This window comes from Gemmiger sp. An120, assembly GCF_002160955.1.
GTDB lineage: Bacteria > Bacillota > Clostridia > Oscillospirales > Ruminococcaceae > Gemmiger_A > Gemmiger_A avium.
On sequence record NZ_NFLN01000011.1, the window covers coordinates 42174 to 57935 of the forward strand.

The window sequence follows — 15762 nt, forward strand, 5'->3', positions numbered from 1 at the left end:
GCAACAACAGTATAGGCCCGGAGAACAGCTGGTGTCAATCAACAGGGGTGGCCGGATTGTACTTTGCGGCGAATTGCCGTATACTAATGAAAAACTCTTTTGCAAAGGCCGCAGAACCGGGAGGAGGATACCGATGTCTCAGCTTGCCGGCGGCAATGCTCCCGCCTATGATTTTTCCTGTATTGAACCGCTGGCCGACAGCCCGCTGCAGGGCGGGCATATCGCGGTGCTGGGCTCCTCGGTGGCCCGGGGCGAGGCCTCGGAGGGCTGGGCCGTGGGGGAGTATCTGGCCGCCCGCCTGGGCACACAGCTGACCAAAGAAGCGGTCAGCGGCACTACGCTGGCGGACACCGGGCCGCAAAGCTATGTCCGGCGCCTGTACCGGCTGGACCCGAATACCCGGTATGATCTGTTTCTGTGCCAGCTGTCCACCAACGATGCCACGCTGCATCTGCCGCAGGGCGTGGTGGCGTCGGGGCGGGATCCGGCGCAGTTTGACCGTGCCACCACGCTGGGGGCGCTGGAGACGATTCTGGAATATGCCCTGCGCACCTGGCGCTGCCCGGTGGCGGTGTTTACCGGCAGCCGGTACGACAGCAAGGACTATGCCGCCCTGGTGGCTTGTCTGCCCGCGCTGCGGCAAAAGTGGGGGATCGGTGTGCTGGATCTGTGGAACAGTGAACCGTTCAACGGGATTCCGGATGCCTCCCGCCGGCTGTACATGCGGGACCCGATCCACCCCACCAAAGCCGGATACCGGGACTGGTGGGGCCCGGAACTGGAACGGCAACTGTTGGCATTTTTGAAGCAGTAAACAAAAAAGGAAGGCCGTACGGTCTTCCTTTTTTCATGTGTTCAGCAAACCATCGTATGGTTTTCCCCGGCCCTATTTTTTATCACGGATGGGGGCTTACCGCCTGTTGCAGCAATCCGATAAAGGTGCGCATCTGCGGGGTGACCCATTTATTTTTATGATAGACAAGCTGGCTCCACATCTGTACCTTGGGGCAATCCACGTCCAGGCAGACCAGGCTGCCCGCCTCCAGACGGGACTGTACCACATACCGGGGCAGGAAAGACACCCCGCCCCGGCGGCAGAGCAGCTCGGCAATCACATCGGTGTTGCCGGTTTCCAGAAAGGGATGGATTGCCAGCCCGCGGGCGGCCAGAATCTGCTCCAGGTCATACCGGTAGCTGACCCCTTTTTCGGTAAGCAGAAAGGGCTCGGCAAGTACCCGTTTGAGGGGGATTCGCCGCCGCCCGGCCAGCGGATGGTCTGCCGGGGCGGCAAACACGATGGGCTCGGGCCGTTCCAGTACCTTGATCCATTCGGGGAAATCGGTCTTTTTGTCCAGAAAGAAGAGCAGGTCCACGTCATTCTGGCGCACCATGTCAAACAGATCCGCAATCCGCCCGGTATGCACACTGGTCTCCACCAGCGGGCACAGCCGGTGAAATTCCGGCAGCAGAGGAACCAGCGTGCTCATGAACAGGGACTCCGCCGTGCCGATCCGCAGGCTGCCCGCTGCCCGGCCCTGGTCCTGCAAAAAATTCTCCGCTTTCCGGGCTGCTTCCACCAGTTCCATGGCGCGGGGCACAAACTGCGCCCCGTGCTCGGTGAGCTTGGTGCGCCGCCCGATCCGCTCGAACAGCTGGGTGCCCAGTTCCTGTTCCAGCTGCTTGATCTGTACCGTGACCGCCGCCTGGGAATAGCCCAGCTGCTGCGCGGCCCGGGAAAAACTTTGCAGCTCCGCCACCCGCAGAAAGGTGACCGCCGTGCGAACCTCCATACCCTGCCTCTTTTCCATTAAAAAAAGTAAATGAATCAATAAAAAGCTTTCGTTTTACAAAACAATAATTCAATGGTACACTGTTTCAAAGTGAAATGCAACAACCAAAATGGGAGGACGCGGGACGATGGCGCTGTTCAGGGCAATTTACAATCTGCTGTGGGGGGATCTGGTGCAGATCCCGCTGCCGGGGGGCAGCAGCCTGGTGCTGAGCCTGCTGGTGCTGATCCTGATCCCCGCGGGGCTCTACTTTACGGTGCGTACCCGTTTTCTGCCGTTCCGGCTTTTCCCTGAAATGGTGCGGGTCACCCGGGACAAGGGCAGCGACCAGGAACGGCAGGGCATCTCCGGCCTGCAGGCGCTGATCGTATCCACGGCCTGCCGGGTGGGCATGGGCAACCTGGTGGGTGTGGTGGCGGCCATCTCCGCCGGCGGCGCGGGGGCGGTGTTCTGGATGTGGCTCATCGCGCTGGTGGGCTCCTCCACCGCCTTTGTCGAGGCGACCCTGGCCCAGATCTATAAGGAAAAAGATCCCCTGTACGGCGGCTGGCGGGGCGGCCCTGCCTACTACCTGCACCGGCTGTTTGCCGGCAGGAAAAAGCGGCGTTACTCTCTGTTTGCGGTGCTGTTTGCCATATCCGGCCTTGTGTGCTGGTGCGGTATCAGCCAGGTGATCGGCAACTCCATCTCTTCCTCTTTTGAGAATGCGTTCCATATTCCGCCGCTCTGGTCCACCATTGCGCTGGTGGCGGTGGCCGCGGTGGTGGTGCTGCGCAAAAACGCCACCGTGCGGGTGCTGGACATTGTGGTGCCGGTGATGGCGGCTTGTTACTTCTTTCTGACCCTTGTGCTGATTATAATGAACGCCAGCCAGCTGCCCGGTGTGTTTGCCCGCATCTTCTCCGAAGCCTTCGGACTGCGGCAGGCGGTGGGCGGCGGCCTGGGCGCGGTGATCATGAACGGCGCCAAGCGGGGGCTGTTCTCCAACGAGGCGGGTTCCGGCTCGGCCCCCTGCGCCGCGGCGGCCGCCGATGTGAGCCACCCGGCCAAGGCAGGTCTGCTGCAGGCGCTGGGTGTATTCATCGACACGGTGGTGATCTGCAGCTGCTCGGCTATGATCATGCTGCTCACCCCCGAAAGCCTGACCGCCGGGTTGGAGGGCATGGACCTGCTGCAGGAGGCCATGCGCTACCACCTGGGGGAATTCGGCGTGGTATTCATTGCGGTGATCCTGTGGTTGTTCAGCTTCTCCACCTTTCTGGGGGTGCTGTTCTATGCCCGCTCCAACGTGGCCTACCTGTTCGGGGACAACTGGCTGTCCCAGACGCTGTACAAGCTGGTGGCGCTGGCGATGCTGTTCATCGGCGGGCTGGCGGCCTACCAGTTCGTGTGGGATCTGGGGGATGTGGGCATCGGTCTGATGACCATCTTCAACATGATCGCCCTGATCCCGCTGGCGCCCCAGGCGCTGGCATCCCTGCGGGATTACGAGCAGAACCACCTGTACAAAACCAAGGAATAACCTCCGCCGGGGCCCGCCCGTTCTGCACGGGGCAGCCCCGTTTTTTTGTGCCGTTTGGCAACCGTTGCCGCCGCAACCGACGGGCCGGAAAAGAGCCCGTATAATGGCCTCAGCACCCGACAGGCGCAGCGGGCATTGCCGACGGCTTTTTTCATTGACGGCCGCACGCCGGCGGGGTATACTCAAAGCAGAAAGGGCCGTTGGCCCGCAAGCCCGGACGCCCCCAAAAGCGGCCAGAAAAAGGAGAATGACCATGGAACTTTTGCAGCTCAAGCCCGGTTTTTACTTTACCGGCGCGCTGGACCCGGATCTGCGGGTCTTTGACGTGATCATGTACACCGAGTTCGGCACCACCTACAACTCCTATGTGCTCAAAACGGCGAACCACACCGTGCTGTTCGAGACCGCCAAGGTCAAGTGTCTGGACAGCTGGCTGGAAAAGGTACAGGCCATCACCCCCCTTGAGCAGGTGGACTATCTGGTGGTCAGCCACACCGAGCCGGACCACAGCGGCAGCGTGGAAAAGCTGCTGGAACTGAACCCCCGCATCAAGATCGTGGCCACCGGCTGCGCCATCAACTTTTTAAAAGAGATCGTCAACCGGGATTTCTACTCCATCGCCATCCGGGACGGCCAGACCCTGACCCTGGACGACAAGACCCTGGAGTTCATGGTGGTGCCCAACCTGCACTGGCCCGACACCATGTACACCTATATCCGGGAGGACAAGGTGCTGGTGACCTGTGACTCCTTCGGCTCCCACTATGCCTGCCCGGACATCCTGGCCAGCAAGGTCACCGACCGGGACGGCTATCTGCGGGCCACCAAATACTACTTTGACTGCATCATCGGGCCCTTCAAGTCCTTCATGCTGGACGCGCTGCGCCGGGTGCGCACCCTGGATGTGGCGATGATCTGCCCCGGCCACGGTCCGGTGCTGGATACCGGCATCGACTGGATGCTGGACACCTATGAGGAATGGTCCACCGTGATCAATCCCAACCCCCGGCCCACCGTGATCATCCCGTACGTGAGTGCCTACGGCTACACCGGCCGCCTGGCCGAAGCTATTGCCGAGGGCATCCGCAGCGCCGGGGAGATCGACGTGCGCAGCTACGACATGGTCACCGCCGACGCCGGAAAGGTAGCCGAGGAACTGCTCTATGCGGACGGCTTCCTGCTGGGCACCCCCACCATCGTGGGCGAGGCGCTGAAACCCATCTGGGACCTGACCACCGGCATGTTCGCCGCCACCCACGGCGGCAAGCTGGCCAGTGCTTTCGGCAGCTACGGCTGGAGCGGCGAGGGCGTGCCCCATATCATGGAACGTCTGGGCCAGCTGAAGCTGCGTCTGGTGGACCCGCTGCGTGTGCGGTTCAAGCCCAACGAGGACCAGCTGGCGGAAGCCCGGGAATACGGCGCGGCCTTTGGCCGGGCCCTGCTGGCGGACCTGCGCCCGGTTCAGCGTGCCCCCAAGGAAAAGGTGCGCTGCACCATCTGCGGCGCGGTGTTTGACAAAGGGGTGGAGATCTGCCCGGTCTGCAAGATGGACGCCAGCCACTTTGTGCCTGCCACCGAGGCTGCTCCGGAACCCAAGGCGCCCGAGCAGGTGCGCTGCACCGTCTGCGGGGCCATCTTTGACGGCGACAAGCCCCGCTGCCCGGTGTGCGGCGTAGGCCCCAACTACTACGAGCCGGTAAAGCCGGTGGAAAAGCCTGCCGCTTCCTCCGGCGGCCCCCGCAAGCTGGTCAAGTGCCTGGTCTGCGGCGAGATCTTTGACTCTTCGCTGGATACCTGCCCGGTGTGCGGCGTGGGCCGGGACAAGTTCGTGGAGGTGGAGCAGGAGACCGTCTCCTACCGGCACGACAGCCAGAACACCTATGTGATCCTGGGCAACGGCTGCGCCGGCGTGAACGCCGCCGAGGCCATCCGGGAACGGGACACCACCGGTAAGATTATCCTGATCTCCAACGAGGGGCCCGCCTACCAGCGGCCCATGCTGACCAAGGCCATGTTCTCCGGGCTGGACGAGGACCAGATGGCCCTGCATCCCCAGGGCTGGTACGACAGCCGGAACATCACCCAGATGCTGCACCGGCAGGTGGAGCGCGTGGATGCCGGGAACCGCACCGTGGTGCTGGACGGCGGCGAAACGGTGGGCTATACCAAGCTGATCTTTGCACTGGGCAGCGAGTGCTTTGTGCCGCCCATCCCCGGCCATGAGCGGGAGGGCGTGATCGCCATCCGCCGCCTGGACGATGTGCGCCGGGTGCAGGCCATCTCTCCGCTGAAACAGGCGGTGGTGATCGGCGGCGGCGTGCTGGGCCTGGAGGCTGCCTCCGAGCTGCGCCGCAATGGCTGCGAGGTCACGGTGCTGGAACTGGCCCCCACCCTGATGGGCCGTCAGCTGGATGACGCCTCCGCCAAGCTGTTGCTGGCCAAGTGCGCCGACTTTGGCGTGCGGGTGGAACTGGGCGTGCAGATCACCGCCCTGGAGGGCGATACCCGGGTCACCGGCGTGCGGCTGGGCAGCGGGGAAGTGATCCCGGCCCAGCTGGTGGTGGTGTCCTGCGGCGTGCGGGCCAACACCGCCATTGCCCAGGCCGCCGGTGTGACAGTGGACCGTGCCATCGTGGTGAACGAGGGCATGGAGACCAACCTGCCCGGCGTGTTTGCCTGCGGTGACTGCGCCCAGCTGAACGGCATCAACTACGCGCTGTGGCCCGAAGCTCAGGCCCAGGGCAAGGTGGCGGGCGCCCGTGCGGCGGGCGACGCGGTCACCTACACCGCCGAGCAGCCCATCCTGTCCTTCCACGGCATGGGCACCGAGCTGTTCTCCCTGGGCGATCCGGGCAAGCGGCCGGATACCCATTACCGCACCCTGGAACTGCGGGACGACGCCCGCGGCCACCTGGCCCGCTACTACTTTGCCGAGGGCAAGCTGTGCGGCGTGAACCTGGTGGGGGATGTGTCCGGCATGGCCGACGCCATCACCGCCATGGAGGAACACCGCTCTTTGAAGGACTTCCTGGCCTGATCCTTTCCAAGTAAGCAAAAACCGCCCGCGCTCAGCTGAGCGCGGGCGGTTTTTTGTCATTCGGCGGGCTTGGTGTAATACTGGGCCTGGGCCTGCCACAGCCGGTGGTACAGGCCGGTTGCGTCCGCCACCAGATCGGCGTGGCTGCCGGTCTGCACGATGGCCCCCTGGTCAAACACCGCGATGGTGTCGCAGAATTTGCAGCTGGACAGCCGGTGGCTGATATACACAGCGGTGTGATCCCCGGCAATGGCGTCGAACTTTTCGTAGATCTCCGCCTCCGCGATCGGGTCCAGGGCGGCGGTGGGCTCGTCCAGAATCAGGAAAGGCGCGTCCTTGTACAGGGCCCGGGCGATGGCCACCTTCTGGGCCTCGCCGCCGGACAGGTTCACCCCTTCCTCCATGTCCTTGTACAGCCAGGTGTCCAGCCCCTGGGGCAGTTTGTCCGAGGGCAGCGTCAGCCCTGCGTCAGCCAGGCAGCGGGCGGCCTTTTCCCGGTCGTAGTCCGTGGCCCCGGCCACGTTCTCGCCCAGCGGCAGGGAGGGCAGCTGGAAGTCCTGGAACACCACCGAGAACAGGGCGATGTAATCGTCATACCGGTATTTGCGGATGTCGATGCCGTTGAGCAGGATGGTGCCCTCGGTGGGGTCGTACAGGCGGCAGAGCAGCTTGATAAAGGTGGTCTTGCCGCTGCCGTTGGGGCCCACCACCGCCAGGCGGCTGCCCACCCGGAAGGCCACGTTCACATGCCGCAGCGCCCAGGCATCGCTGCCCGGATACCGGAAGGACACATCCCGGAACTCCACCTGATACTGCCGGTCAGACCGTTTTTCGGTGGTCAGGCTGCCCTGGTACATGGGGTTGGGCAGGTCCAGAAGCTCAAAGGTCAGCCGCAGGAACACCCCGTTGGCCCGGATGTAGCTCAGCGTCTGCAGCGCCAGCGAAATGCCGCCGAACAGCTGGGTGGCGGCCCCCACATACTGGGTCACGGCCCCCACATCGAAGGCTCCGGCCCAGGCTTTCAGGCAGACATACAAGTATACCACCCCGGTAAGCAGCGCCGAAAGCGCCTGGGACAGCCCCTGCAGCAGCCCCATCCGACCCCGGGACAGCCGGGCGATGGGGGAGCGGGGGGTGAAGCCGTGCTCCCGCATATAGCGGCGGCAGACGTTTTCCTGTTGGCGGTAGATGCGCAGATCGGCGGCGCGGGGCAGCTCGATCGCCATGAAGCCAAAAAAGCTGAAATACCGGTTGCCCTCCCGCATGGTGGCGGCCTGCTGGCTCAGCAGCAGGTCGGCCCGACTGCCGCAGGCGCTGGAAAGCAGCACCGTCATTACCATGGCGGCCAGCACCCCCGCCATGCACAGCGGGCTGTTCAGCACGGCCAGCGGGCTGTGCGCCGGCACGTTGGTAAAGAACAAAGTCAGGGTAAAGCCTACCCCGGCCAGTACCTGCACCGCCGCCTGGCAGAACTCGATATAACATTGCACCGCGCGGTGTATACCATAGCCGCTCCAGTTGTCGTTCTGCTTTATCTGGCTGTACAGGTCCTGCACCTCCTGCCGGTCGCAGTCGGCATAGTCCAGCGCGGCCATCTTGTCCATCAGCAGCTTGTGTTTCTGTACGGTCAGCGCGTTTTCCTCATACTTGGCCCAGCGTTTCAGCAGCCCGTTGGCCAGTGCCATCACCGCCGTCAGTCCTACCGTCAGCGCCGCCCAGAAGGCCAGCTGTCCCGGGTCCCGTCCGCCGGCCAGCTCCGCGATGACCCGGGCGGACAGCCAGATGGTCACATAGGGGGCCAGCGCCTGCCCGGCCGCGCTCAGCGCCGCGGAGACAAAATAGCCCGGCCTGCGGCGCATACAGATCCGCCAGGTTCGCCAGTTCAGCCGCCAGGCCTCCCGGTAACTGCAGGCGTTTTCTGCTTTACTCGCCATCTGCCTCGCCTCCCTCCTGATAATAGCGGCTCTGCACCTGGAACAGTTTAGCATAGCCGCCGCCCCGGGCCAGCAGTTCCTCGTGGGTACCCTGCTCGGCAATGCGGCCATCCTCCAAAAACAGAATCCGGTCACAGAACCGGGTGGACGCCAGCCGGTGGCTGATAAACAGCGAGGTGCGCCCGGCGGTCATCTCGTTGTATTTGCGGTAGATATCGTCCTCCGCCAGGGGGTCCAGCGCGGCGGTGGGCTCATCCAGGGCCAGGATGGGGCCGTCCTTGTACAGGGCCCGGGCCAGCATCAGCCGCTGGGTCTGCCCGCCGGACAGTTCCACCCCGTCCTCGTACACCTTTCGGCCCAATTTGGTGTCCAGCTCGCCGGGCAGCGCCCGGACGGCTTCGGTCAGCCCCGCCTGGGCCAGGCACTGCCATACCCGATCGGTGTCGATGCCCTCGGTGCATTGGGCCACGTTCTCCGCCACGCTGGCCTCCAGCAGGGAAAAGTCCTGGAATACCGCCGAGAACAGAGCGTAGTAGTCCTGCCGGTTCAGCTGGCGTACATCCTGCCCGTTGAACAGCACCCGCCCCTCGGTGGGGTCCAGAAAGCCGCAGACCAGCCGCACCAGGGTGGTCTTGCCCGCGCCGTTCAGCCCCACGATGGCCAGCTTCTCCCCGGCATGGATGGTCAGGTCGATGCGGTGCAGGGTGTCTTTTTCTGCCCCGGGATACCGGTAGCTTACCTGTTCCAGCTTGATTTCGCAGTCCATCCCCGGGGTGCGGGGCACCGGTGTGCCCCCGGTCAGCCGGAAGGGCTCCGGCCAGTCCAGTACCTCCCGCAGCTGGGACAGCTCCAATGACTGCCGGTGCAGTTCGGCGCTCTTTTCCAAAATGCCGCCCACCCACTGGGTAAAACCGCTCACCGCGGTGAAGTAGAGCAGAAACTGGGAGGCAGGCATCCCCTGGCGCAGCGCCAGCGCGATCAGGTAGGCGTAGGCGATGCCATCCCGGGCAAAGGTCAGCGCCAGGTCGGCCACATCGTTCCACAGCAGGTGCCGCTCCAGCCGGTTCAGGTAATCCCGGTACAGCCGCATCAGCCGTTCCCACACCTCGTCCATCCAGCTCCGCAGGCCAAAGATGCGCAGATCCTTGGCAAAGGGCCGGCCGGTGACGGTGGTGCGCAGATAGTGGATCTGGCCCATGTAGCGCTCCTGTTCGTCCCGGTGGTCGTAGACCCACCGGGCGGTGCGCCGCCGCACCAGCCAGCCCGCCGTCGTGGTGGCGATCACCACCGCCAGCAGCGCCGGGTGCAGCCCGGACAGCAGCGCCAGATACACGGCAAACCCCAGCAGGCTGGCCAGCAGGTCGGTCAGGGTGGTCCAGATCGCTTCGGCGGTTTCGGAATTATCGGTGCAGGAGTTGGCCGCCCGTTCCAGCCGTTTGAGAAAGGTGGAGTCCAGCGTGTTCACAAAGGAGGTGCCGGCGATCTTGTCCATGGTCATCCGCAGCAGCTGCATCCGCACGGTGATCCGGCCGTACATGGCGTTAAAAAACAGATAGGACCGCAGCCCGTACAGCACAAACAGCACTGCACTGAACAGCAGGATGGTACCGGCCAGAGCGGTCAGGGGGGCGCGGTTCTCCACCTTTTGCAGCACCAGCGGGGCCAGCAGCAGCTGGGCGGTGGTGCCGCCCGCCGTGGCCGCGGCGATGCCGATACAGTAGAAGGGGATGCTTTTGGCCTCCTGCCAGGCAAGCCCCAGCATGAAGCCCAGGTTCTGCCGCGTGGAATACCGCGGCTTTTTGGTTTGTTCCATTGCTTTCACCTCTTGCCTCTACTCTAGCACAAGAAAAAATCCCCGGCGGTTTCCGGGGATGAATGGCGGTCTGCGGGGGACGAACTGCATTATACCTGCGGGATCAGGATTTCGGTGGTAAAGGCGCCGTCCTCGCTGTTGCGGCTCAGATACCCGTCCAGGCGGTCGATGATCTGGTCGATGCGCACCAGCCCGAAACCGTGGCCCTCCCCCTTGGTGGTGGGGAACAGCCGCCCGACCCGGGCCTGTTTGCGGCTGGCTGTAAAGTTGGTAAAGCTGATGTACAGCTGGGTGCCCTTCATGTCCATGTACACGCGGATCATCCGCTGGCCCTCCGGCAGCGCCAGACTGGCCTCGATGGCGTTGTCGAACAGGTTGCCCAGAATCACGCACAGGTCCAGTTCCGACATCCGCAGCTGCACCGGGATGTGGGCGTCCGCCTGCACCGGGATGTTCCGGGATCGGGCCAGGCTGATTTTGCTGTTCAGAATCGCGTCCGCCATGGCGTTGCCGGTCTTGATCACCGTGTCCACCGTGTTCAGGTCGGTGTCCAGTTCATCCAGATAGGCTTTCAGCCCGTCCAGGTCGCCGTTTGCGGCCAGCGCCTTCATCACCTGGATGTGGTTGCGGTAGTCGTGCCGCCAGCCCCGGATCTGCCGGTACATGTTTTCCACTTCCCGGTAGTGGGTGTCGATCAGTTCCCGCTGGTAGGCGGCCAGCTGCCGGTCAATGCGCCGGGAAAACCATCCCATATCCCGTTACCCCCTTTGAATGATCGCCCGGTTGATCCGCTCATAGGCGCCCCGGGGCAGCGGCAGGGTGCTGCCGTCGGCCAGGGTCACCGCCGTGCGGGTCACCCGGGCCACGCTGCCCAGGTTCACCAGCGCCGACCGCCCCAGCCGGAAAAAGTTCTCGTCCAGCTGGCTTTCCAGTTCGCTCAGGGTCATCTTGACGGTGTAGTCTGCCCGGGCGTGGATGGTCACATAGTTGCCCTGCACCTCGGCGCAGCGAATTTGATACACCGGCAGCCGCACCAGCTCCCCGGCCAGTTCCAGGGTCAGCACCTTTTCGTTGCGGCGCAGCTTCTCCGCCGCCCGGTCCAGTACGGCGAACAGCTTGTCCTCGTCCACCGGCTTCATCAGGTAGTGCAGTGCCTCCACCTCGTAGCCGTCGGCGATATAGTCGGAGTACCCGGTGATGAACACGATCTGCACCCCGTCGTTGTCCCGCCGCAGGGTGCGGGCCATGGTCACCCCGTCCATTTTGCCCATCTCGATGTCCAGCAGCAAAATCTGCACCCGCTTATCCTCCGCGTACTGGAACAGAAAACTCTCCGCCGAGGGGTACAGCGCCAGCTGCACCCCATGGCCCCGGCCGGCGGCCCAGCGGCGCACCAGCCCGGCCAGGTAGTCCCGGTCGGCGGCGCAGTCGTCACAGATGGCAAGACAAAGATTCACGGTGGGCCTCCTTTGTGCCGGCGGGCGGCATATACTCTGTTTGCTAGTATACACCGCCCGGCAAAACGCGGCAAGCGGAAAACTCAACCGGCGGTTGGGTGCTTTTTGGGCCGGGTTGGAGTATACTGGAAGCACCGAAACCAGGAAAGGATGAACCCAGGATGGACAACCAGAAAACCGGCGCCCTGATCCGGGAACGCCGCAAACAAAAACGGCTGACCCAGCAGCAGCTGGCCCAGCGCCTGCACGTGACCGACCGGGCGGTCAGCAAGTGGGAACGGGGCCTGTGCGCCCCGGACATTGCCACCCTGGAACCCCTGGCCCGGGAACTGGATGTGACGATTCTGGAACTGATCGCCGGGGGACGCGCCCCCGCCGCCCCCCAGCCGGACGCGGTGGACAGCGCCGTGAAACAGACGATCCGCTATTCGGAACAGGAGATGCGCCGCCGGGGCAAGGCCCTGATCAAACGGTTCCTGCTGGCGGTGCTGGGGGTCTGCCTGGCGGCGGTTCTGGTGCTGCCCACATTGAACGGGCTGCTGTTCGGCAACGGGTTTGCCTGGCGGTGTATCCCCGCCTGGCTGTGCGCCCGCAACGCCGCCCAGGCGCTGGAGAACTACGACGAGGACGGGATCGAGCGGTATATCGCCCGCGCCGATGGTCTGTATGATACCCTGACCGAACTGCGGGAACAGGGGGTGGTGATCCGGGATGCACGGGCTGATTTTGGCAGAACCCGGCTGGATGATATGTTCCTGTTTACCGAAATGGAACTGACGGTGTGGCAGGATGAGCTGACCTACCTGTTTACCTGCCAGGGCACATGGCGCGACGGCAAGGTGGAGTGGATGGAAATTTACGCCCCCAGCGAGGGGTACGACGGCCCGGGCTGGATCCCCCGGCTCAGCGGGGCGCTGGCCACCTATGACCCGGGCTGAAAAAATTTCGTCTGACCCCTTGACTCTGCCGTACCGTCAACTGGTACACTGAAAACGCGGAAAGGAGGGAACAGAATGGAATATTCCATCCGGGAACTGTCGCGCCTGTCGGGGGTGTCCACCCGCACCCTGCGCTGGTACGACGAGATCGGTCTGCTCAAGCCCGGCCGGGTGGCGGAAAGCGGCTACCGCTACTACGGCCCGGCCCAGGTGGACCGGCTGCAGGATATTCTGTACTACCGGGCCCTCGGGGTGGAGCTGGCCCGCATCAAGGAATGTCTGGACATGCCCTCCTTTGACCGCCTGGCCGCGCTGCGGGAACATTTGGCTGCTTTGCAGGCGCAGAAAACGCGGCTGGAAACGCTGATCCGGTCGGTGGAGGAGACCATCGGCTGCGAGGAAAGGAAGGAAACCATGGAGGACGAGAAGAAATTCGCCGCCTTTAAGGAAAAACTGGTGGCGGACAACGAAGCCGCCCACGGCAAAGAAGCCCGGGCAAAATACGGGGACGGAGCGGTGGACGCCGCCAACGCCAGCGTGATGGGGCTGAGCCGGGAGCAGTACGACGCCTGGAACGAACTGGACGCGGAGCTTCGCCGCCGTCTGGAAGCTGCCGTGACCGCCGGCCTTAGCCCCGACAGCGAGGAGGGAAAGGCATTGTATGAACTGCACCGCCGCTGGCTGGCGGTGACGGTAAAAGACCTGACGCCCGCAAAACACCGGGGCATCGCCCAGCTGTATGTGCTGGACGAGCGGTTCACCGCCTACTACGACCGGGCTGTGCCCGGCTGCGCACAGTTTCTGCGGGATGCGGTGGACTGCTGGGCAAAATAATAGGGGAAAGCCCGCGGAGCCAAAGGTTCCGCGGGCTTTTTGTCATATCAGAATCCCCTCACAGTGGTCGATTTCATGCTGGATGATCTGGGCGGACCAGCCGGTCCAGGTTTTGAACCGCACCCGGAACTGCTCATCCTGGTACTGTACCTTGATGGCCTTCCAGCGCTTTGTTTTGCGGGTACCGGTCAGGGACAGGCAGCCTTCCTCTGTTTCGTAGGGGCCGCTTTTCTTGACGATCTCCGGGTTGAACAGCACCCGGTAGGTACCCTCGTCGTCAAAGGCGATGATGCGTTTGGCTACGCCGATCATATTCGCGGCCATGCCCACGCAGCCGTCCGCGTGGGCTTCCAATGTTTCCAGCAGATCAGCGGCCACCGGCAGATCCTCCGGGGTGGCGGGTTCGGACTTACGTGCCAGAAACAGCACATCTTTGCAGATGTCTCGGATCATGGTGTGTCTCCTTTTGATGAGGAATAAGGGGCGTCCAGCAGCTGTTCCAGCGCCAGAACAAAGGCGGTGTCCTGCTCTTTTGTGCGCTTGGCGGGCCCTTTGGGATGCTTGCCGGCGCGAAGCAGCTTTTTGTTCTGCCACCGGCGTTCCAGCAGCGCGTCGATGTTGTCGGCTGTGTATTCCAGGCCGTTCTGGTTCAGCACCCGGGCCCGGCGTGCCAGGCACATACTGGCCAGACCGTAGTCCTGGGTCACCACAATATCTCCGGGGCAAACCCGGTTGACCAGGGCAAAGTCCACGCTGTCGGCCCCCTTGTCGAACACCAGCGTTTCGGCCCCCTCCCGCTGGATGCGGTGGGCGGTGTCGCAAAGGATACGCACCGGTATACCGCGGCCTTTGCAGGCGCGGATGGTCAGGCCTACCACAGGGCAGCCGTCCGCGTCAATCAGTACAGTGGGCATGGCCGGATTATCCTTTCTTTTTGTTCAGCTTCAGGCTGATGCCTGCCCGGTCGGCTTCCGCCTGCAGCAGGGTGGCCGCGGCCTGGGCCTTTGCCTTGACCGGTACATCGGCGGGGGTGTCCTGGGCGGTCAGGGCATCCATTACCCGGCGCAGCGCGCCTGTATCCAGCAGGTATGCCGCCGCGCAGTAAAGAGTTTTGCGGCGGCCGTCGTTGTAATGGGCCAGCAGCGCATCCAGAATGGCCCGCTTTTCCCGCAGATCGGCCCGCCAGGCGTCCAGCCCCATTTCACGGGCGCGGGCCAGATCGGCAGCCCGGCGGCTGTGGGGCACAAAGGAATCCGCCGCGTCAAATTCCGCATAGCGGGCACAGGGATAGGCGGCGCAGTCGCTGCAGAACGCAAAGCCGCCCTGTTCCAGCGAGCACCGGGCGATCACGCAGCTCTGGTTGCCGGCGCCGCCGCCACAGCCCGGGCAGTAGCCGCCCATCTGCATGGGGCAGAGCAGACAGGCAAGACCGCACAGGCTGAAATCGGTATAGGTTCGCGTAAACCCTTTCATAGCAGCTTCTCCTTCCGGATCGGATGCCGGATGACCGTTTTCAGATTTTCCGGCTTGCAGCGGCGCACATCGCTCAGATAAATCTCGTGGTGGAACCGCGTTTCTCCATAATCCGGCAGATACCCCTGGGCGCGGGCATACTCGTCCATCGCTGCTACGGTGGCGGGCTCATCGTCGTAGGGACCCAGGTGCAGGCACTGAACGCAGAGCCCCTCCTCCCAGGAAAAGAACTCTACCCTGGAAAAATCCCGCTGCTTTTTTTCGGCGGCTTCCCGGATGGCCCGGTCAAATACCTCTTTGGTCACAAACTCCGGCAGGCGGATCAGGCTGATCCAGCAGAAATCCTCCTTGCGGGTGTAGTCCACCCCCTGCACGCCTTCCTGCCACCACAGGCCCTCCAGCGGCGGGACTACATAGTCAAAGTATCCCTCCGGCTGATGGTTGCCCCGTTTGCTCGTCTTGATGGTGTAGGCCACCGAATACAGCAGTTCCAGCGCTTCTTTGTATGCGCCGTCCGTCTGGTTAGGATCGCCTTTCCCACGCACCGCCAGAAAATTCATGGCGGGCACGGTGACAATGCCCGGCGCTTTGGGCGGCATGTACAAATCTTTGTATGTTTTTTTGTAGTCAAAGGGCATGGTCATTTCCTGCCTTTCTTCTGCGGGTGCGCGGCCAGCGCCTCGCAGGTGATGCGTACCAGTTCCGTCATCGTTTCCCGGTCATCCACGTCTTCCACCAGAAAATAGTCCCGTGCGCCCTCGTAGGGTGGGGCCTTGGCCAGGCCGGGAAACGCAGCTTCCCCCTGCGGCGTGATCTTGACAAAAAGCTGGTCATCGCAGATCACACCAAAAAACACCCCGTTGCAGAATAAGCCGTATTCGCCGAACATCTTCCGGCTGCGGATACAGCCGGCTTCCCGCAGCTGGTCGGCTGCGTAGGTTGCAAAATCCGGATGCGATGCCAT

At 63.4% G+C, this 15762-nt stretch carries 15 protein-coding genes; 5 read left to right on the plus strand and 10 right to left on the minus strand.

The window, feature by feature from the left end:
* Positions 1 to 133: 133 nt before the first annotated feature.
* The gene (locus B5E65_RS10270; protein WP_087171680.1) at positions 134 to 814 is read left to right on the plus strand and encodes an SGNH/GDSL hydrolase family protein; all 681 of its coding nucleotides are present in this window, start codon (positions 134 to 136) and stop codon (positions 812 to 814) included.
* Positions 815 to 896: 82 nt separating this feature from the next.
* On the opposite strand, the gene B5E65_RS10275 is transcribed toward B5E65_RS10270, so the two are convergent.
* Positions 897 to 1790: a LysR family transcriptional regulator gene (locus B5E65_RS10275; protein WP_087171681.1), complete on the minus strand. Its 894-nt coding sequence runs from the start codon at positions 1788 to 1790 to the stop codon at positions 897 to 899.
* A 127-nt stretch (positions 1791 to 1917) separates the two neighbouring features.
* Between B5E65_RS10275 and B5E65_RS10280 the strand changes: the two genes are divergently transcribed.
* Entirely contained in the window at positions 1918 to 3312 is a 1395-nt protein-coding gene (locus tag B5E65_RS10280) for an alanine/glycine:cation symporter family protein (RefSeq protein WP_087171682.1), read from the plus strand.
* Between the two features lie 253 nt (positions 3313 to 3565).
* Positions 3566 to 6349 carry an FAD-dependent oxidoreductase gene (locus tag B5E65_RS10285; protein ID WP_087171683.1) on the plus strand — a complete coding sequence of 928 codons (2784 nt, stop codon included), beginning with the start codon at positions 3566 to 3568 and terminating at the stop codon, positions 6347 to 6349.
* A 56-nt stretch (positions 6350 to 6405) separates the two neighbouring features.
* Here the strand turns inward: B5E65_RS10285 and B5E65_RS10290 are convergent, their stop codons facing one another.
* The 4 genes from B5E65_RS10290 to B5E65_RS10305 form a co-directional block, all read right to left on the minus strand.
* Complete coding sequence (locus tag B5E65_RS10290) at positions 6406 to 8283, minus strand: ABC transporter ATP-binding protein (RefSeq protein ID WP_087171684.1); 1878 nt, start codon at positions 8281 to 8283, stop codon at positions 6406 to 6408.
* Positions 8273 to 10096 carry an ABC transporter ATP-binding protein gene (locus B5E65_RS10295; RefSeq protein WP_087171685.1) on the minus strand — a complete coding sequence of 608 codons (1824 nt, stop codon included), beginning with the start codon at positions 10094 to 10096 and terminating at the stop codon, positions 8273 to 8275. The genes B5E65_RS10290 and B5E65_RS10295 overlap by 11 nt, the downstream gene beginning before the upstream one ends.
* Before the next feature lie 89 nt (positions 10097 to 10185).
* Positions 10186 to 10848, minus strand: coding sequence for a sensor histidine kinase (locus B5E65_RS10300; protein WP_087171686.1), 663 nt, complete (start codon positions 10846 to 10848; stop codon positions 10186 to 10188).
* Between the two features lie 6 nt (positions 10849 to 10854).
* Entirely contained in the window at positions 10855 to 11553 is a 699-nt protein-coding gene (locus B5E65_RS10305) for a LytR/AlgR family response regulator transcription factor (RefSeq protein WP_087171687.1), read from the minus strand.
* Positions 11554 to 11714: 161 nt separating this feature from the next.
* Here B5E65_RS10305 and B5E65_RS10310 point away from each other — a divergent pair, with 161 nt between their 5' ends.
* Both B5E65_RS10310 and B5E65_RS10315 read left to right on the plus strand, forming a co-directional pair.
* On the plus strand, positions 11715 to 12491 hold the full coding sequence (locus B5E65_RS10310) for a helix-turn-helix domain-containing protein (protein WP_087171688.1): 777 nt from the start codon (positions 11715 to 11717) through the stop codon (positions 12489 to 12491).
* A gap of 75 nt (positions 12492 to 12566) precedes the next feature.
* Positions 12567 to 13325 carry a MerR family transcriptional regulator gene (locus B5E65_RS10315; RefSeq protein WP_087171689.1) on the plus strand — a complete coding sequence of 253 codons (759 nt, stop codon included), beginning with the start codon at positions 12567 to 12569 and terminating at the stop codon, positions 13323 to 13325.
* A gap of 42 nt (positions 13326 to 13367) precedes the next feature.
* Here B5E65_RS10315 and B5E65_RS10320 read toward each other — a convergent pair whose 3' ends face one another.
* Genes B5E65_RS10320 through B5E65_RS10340 form a run of 5 tightly spaced genes read right to left on the minus strand, consistent with a single transcriptional unit; the run spans position 13368 to position 15762 of the window.
* Positions 13368 to 13778, minus strand: a complete 411-nt coding sequence (locus B5E65_RS10320) for a peptide deformylase (protein ID WP_087171690.1) — start codon at positions 13776 to 13778, stop codon at positions 13368 to 13370.
* Positions 13775 to 14239, minus strand: coding sequence for a YaiI/YqxD family protein (locus tag B5E65_RS10325; RefSeq protein ID WP_087171691.1), 465 nt, complete (start codon positions 14237 to 14239; stop codon positions 13775 to 13777). Before B5E65_RS10325 ends, B5E65_RS10320 begins: the two co-directional genes overlap by 4 nt.
* Before the next feature lie 7 nt (positions 14240 to 14246).
* A complete protein-coding gene (locus B5E65_RS10330; protein WP_087171692.1) occupies positions 14247 to 14798 on the minus strand; it encodes a DUF3795 domain-containing protein in 552 nt (183 codons plus the stop codon).
* Positions 14795 to 15436: a GyrI-like domain-containing protein gene (locus B5E65_RS10335; protein ID WP_087171726.1), complete on the minus strand. Its 642-nt coding sequence runs from the start codon at positions 15434 to 15436 to the stop codon at positions 14795 to 14797. The genes B5E65_RS10330 and B5E65_RS10335 overlap by 4 nt, the downstream gene beginning before the upstream one ends.
* Positions 15437 to 15438: 2 nt before the next feature.
* Positions 15439 to 15762, minus strand: coding sequence for a TfoX/Sxy family protein (locus B5E65_RS10340; RefSeq protein WP_087171693.1), 324 nt, complete (start codon positions 15760 to 15762; stop codon positions 15439 to 15441).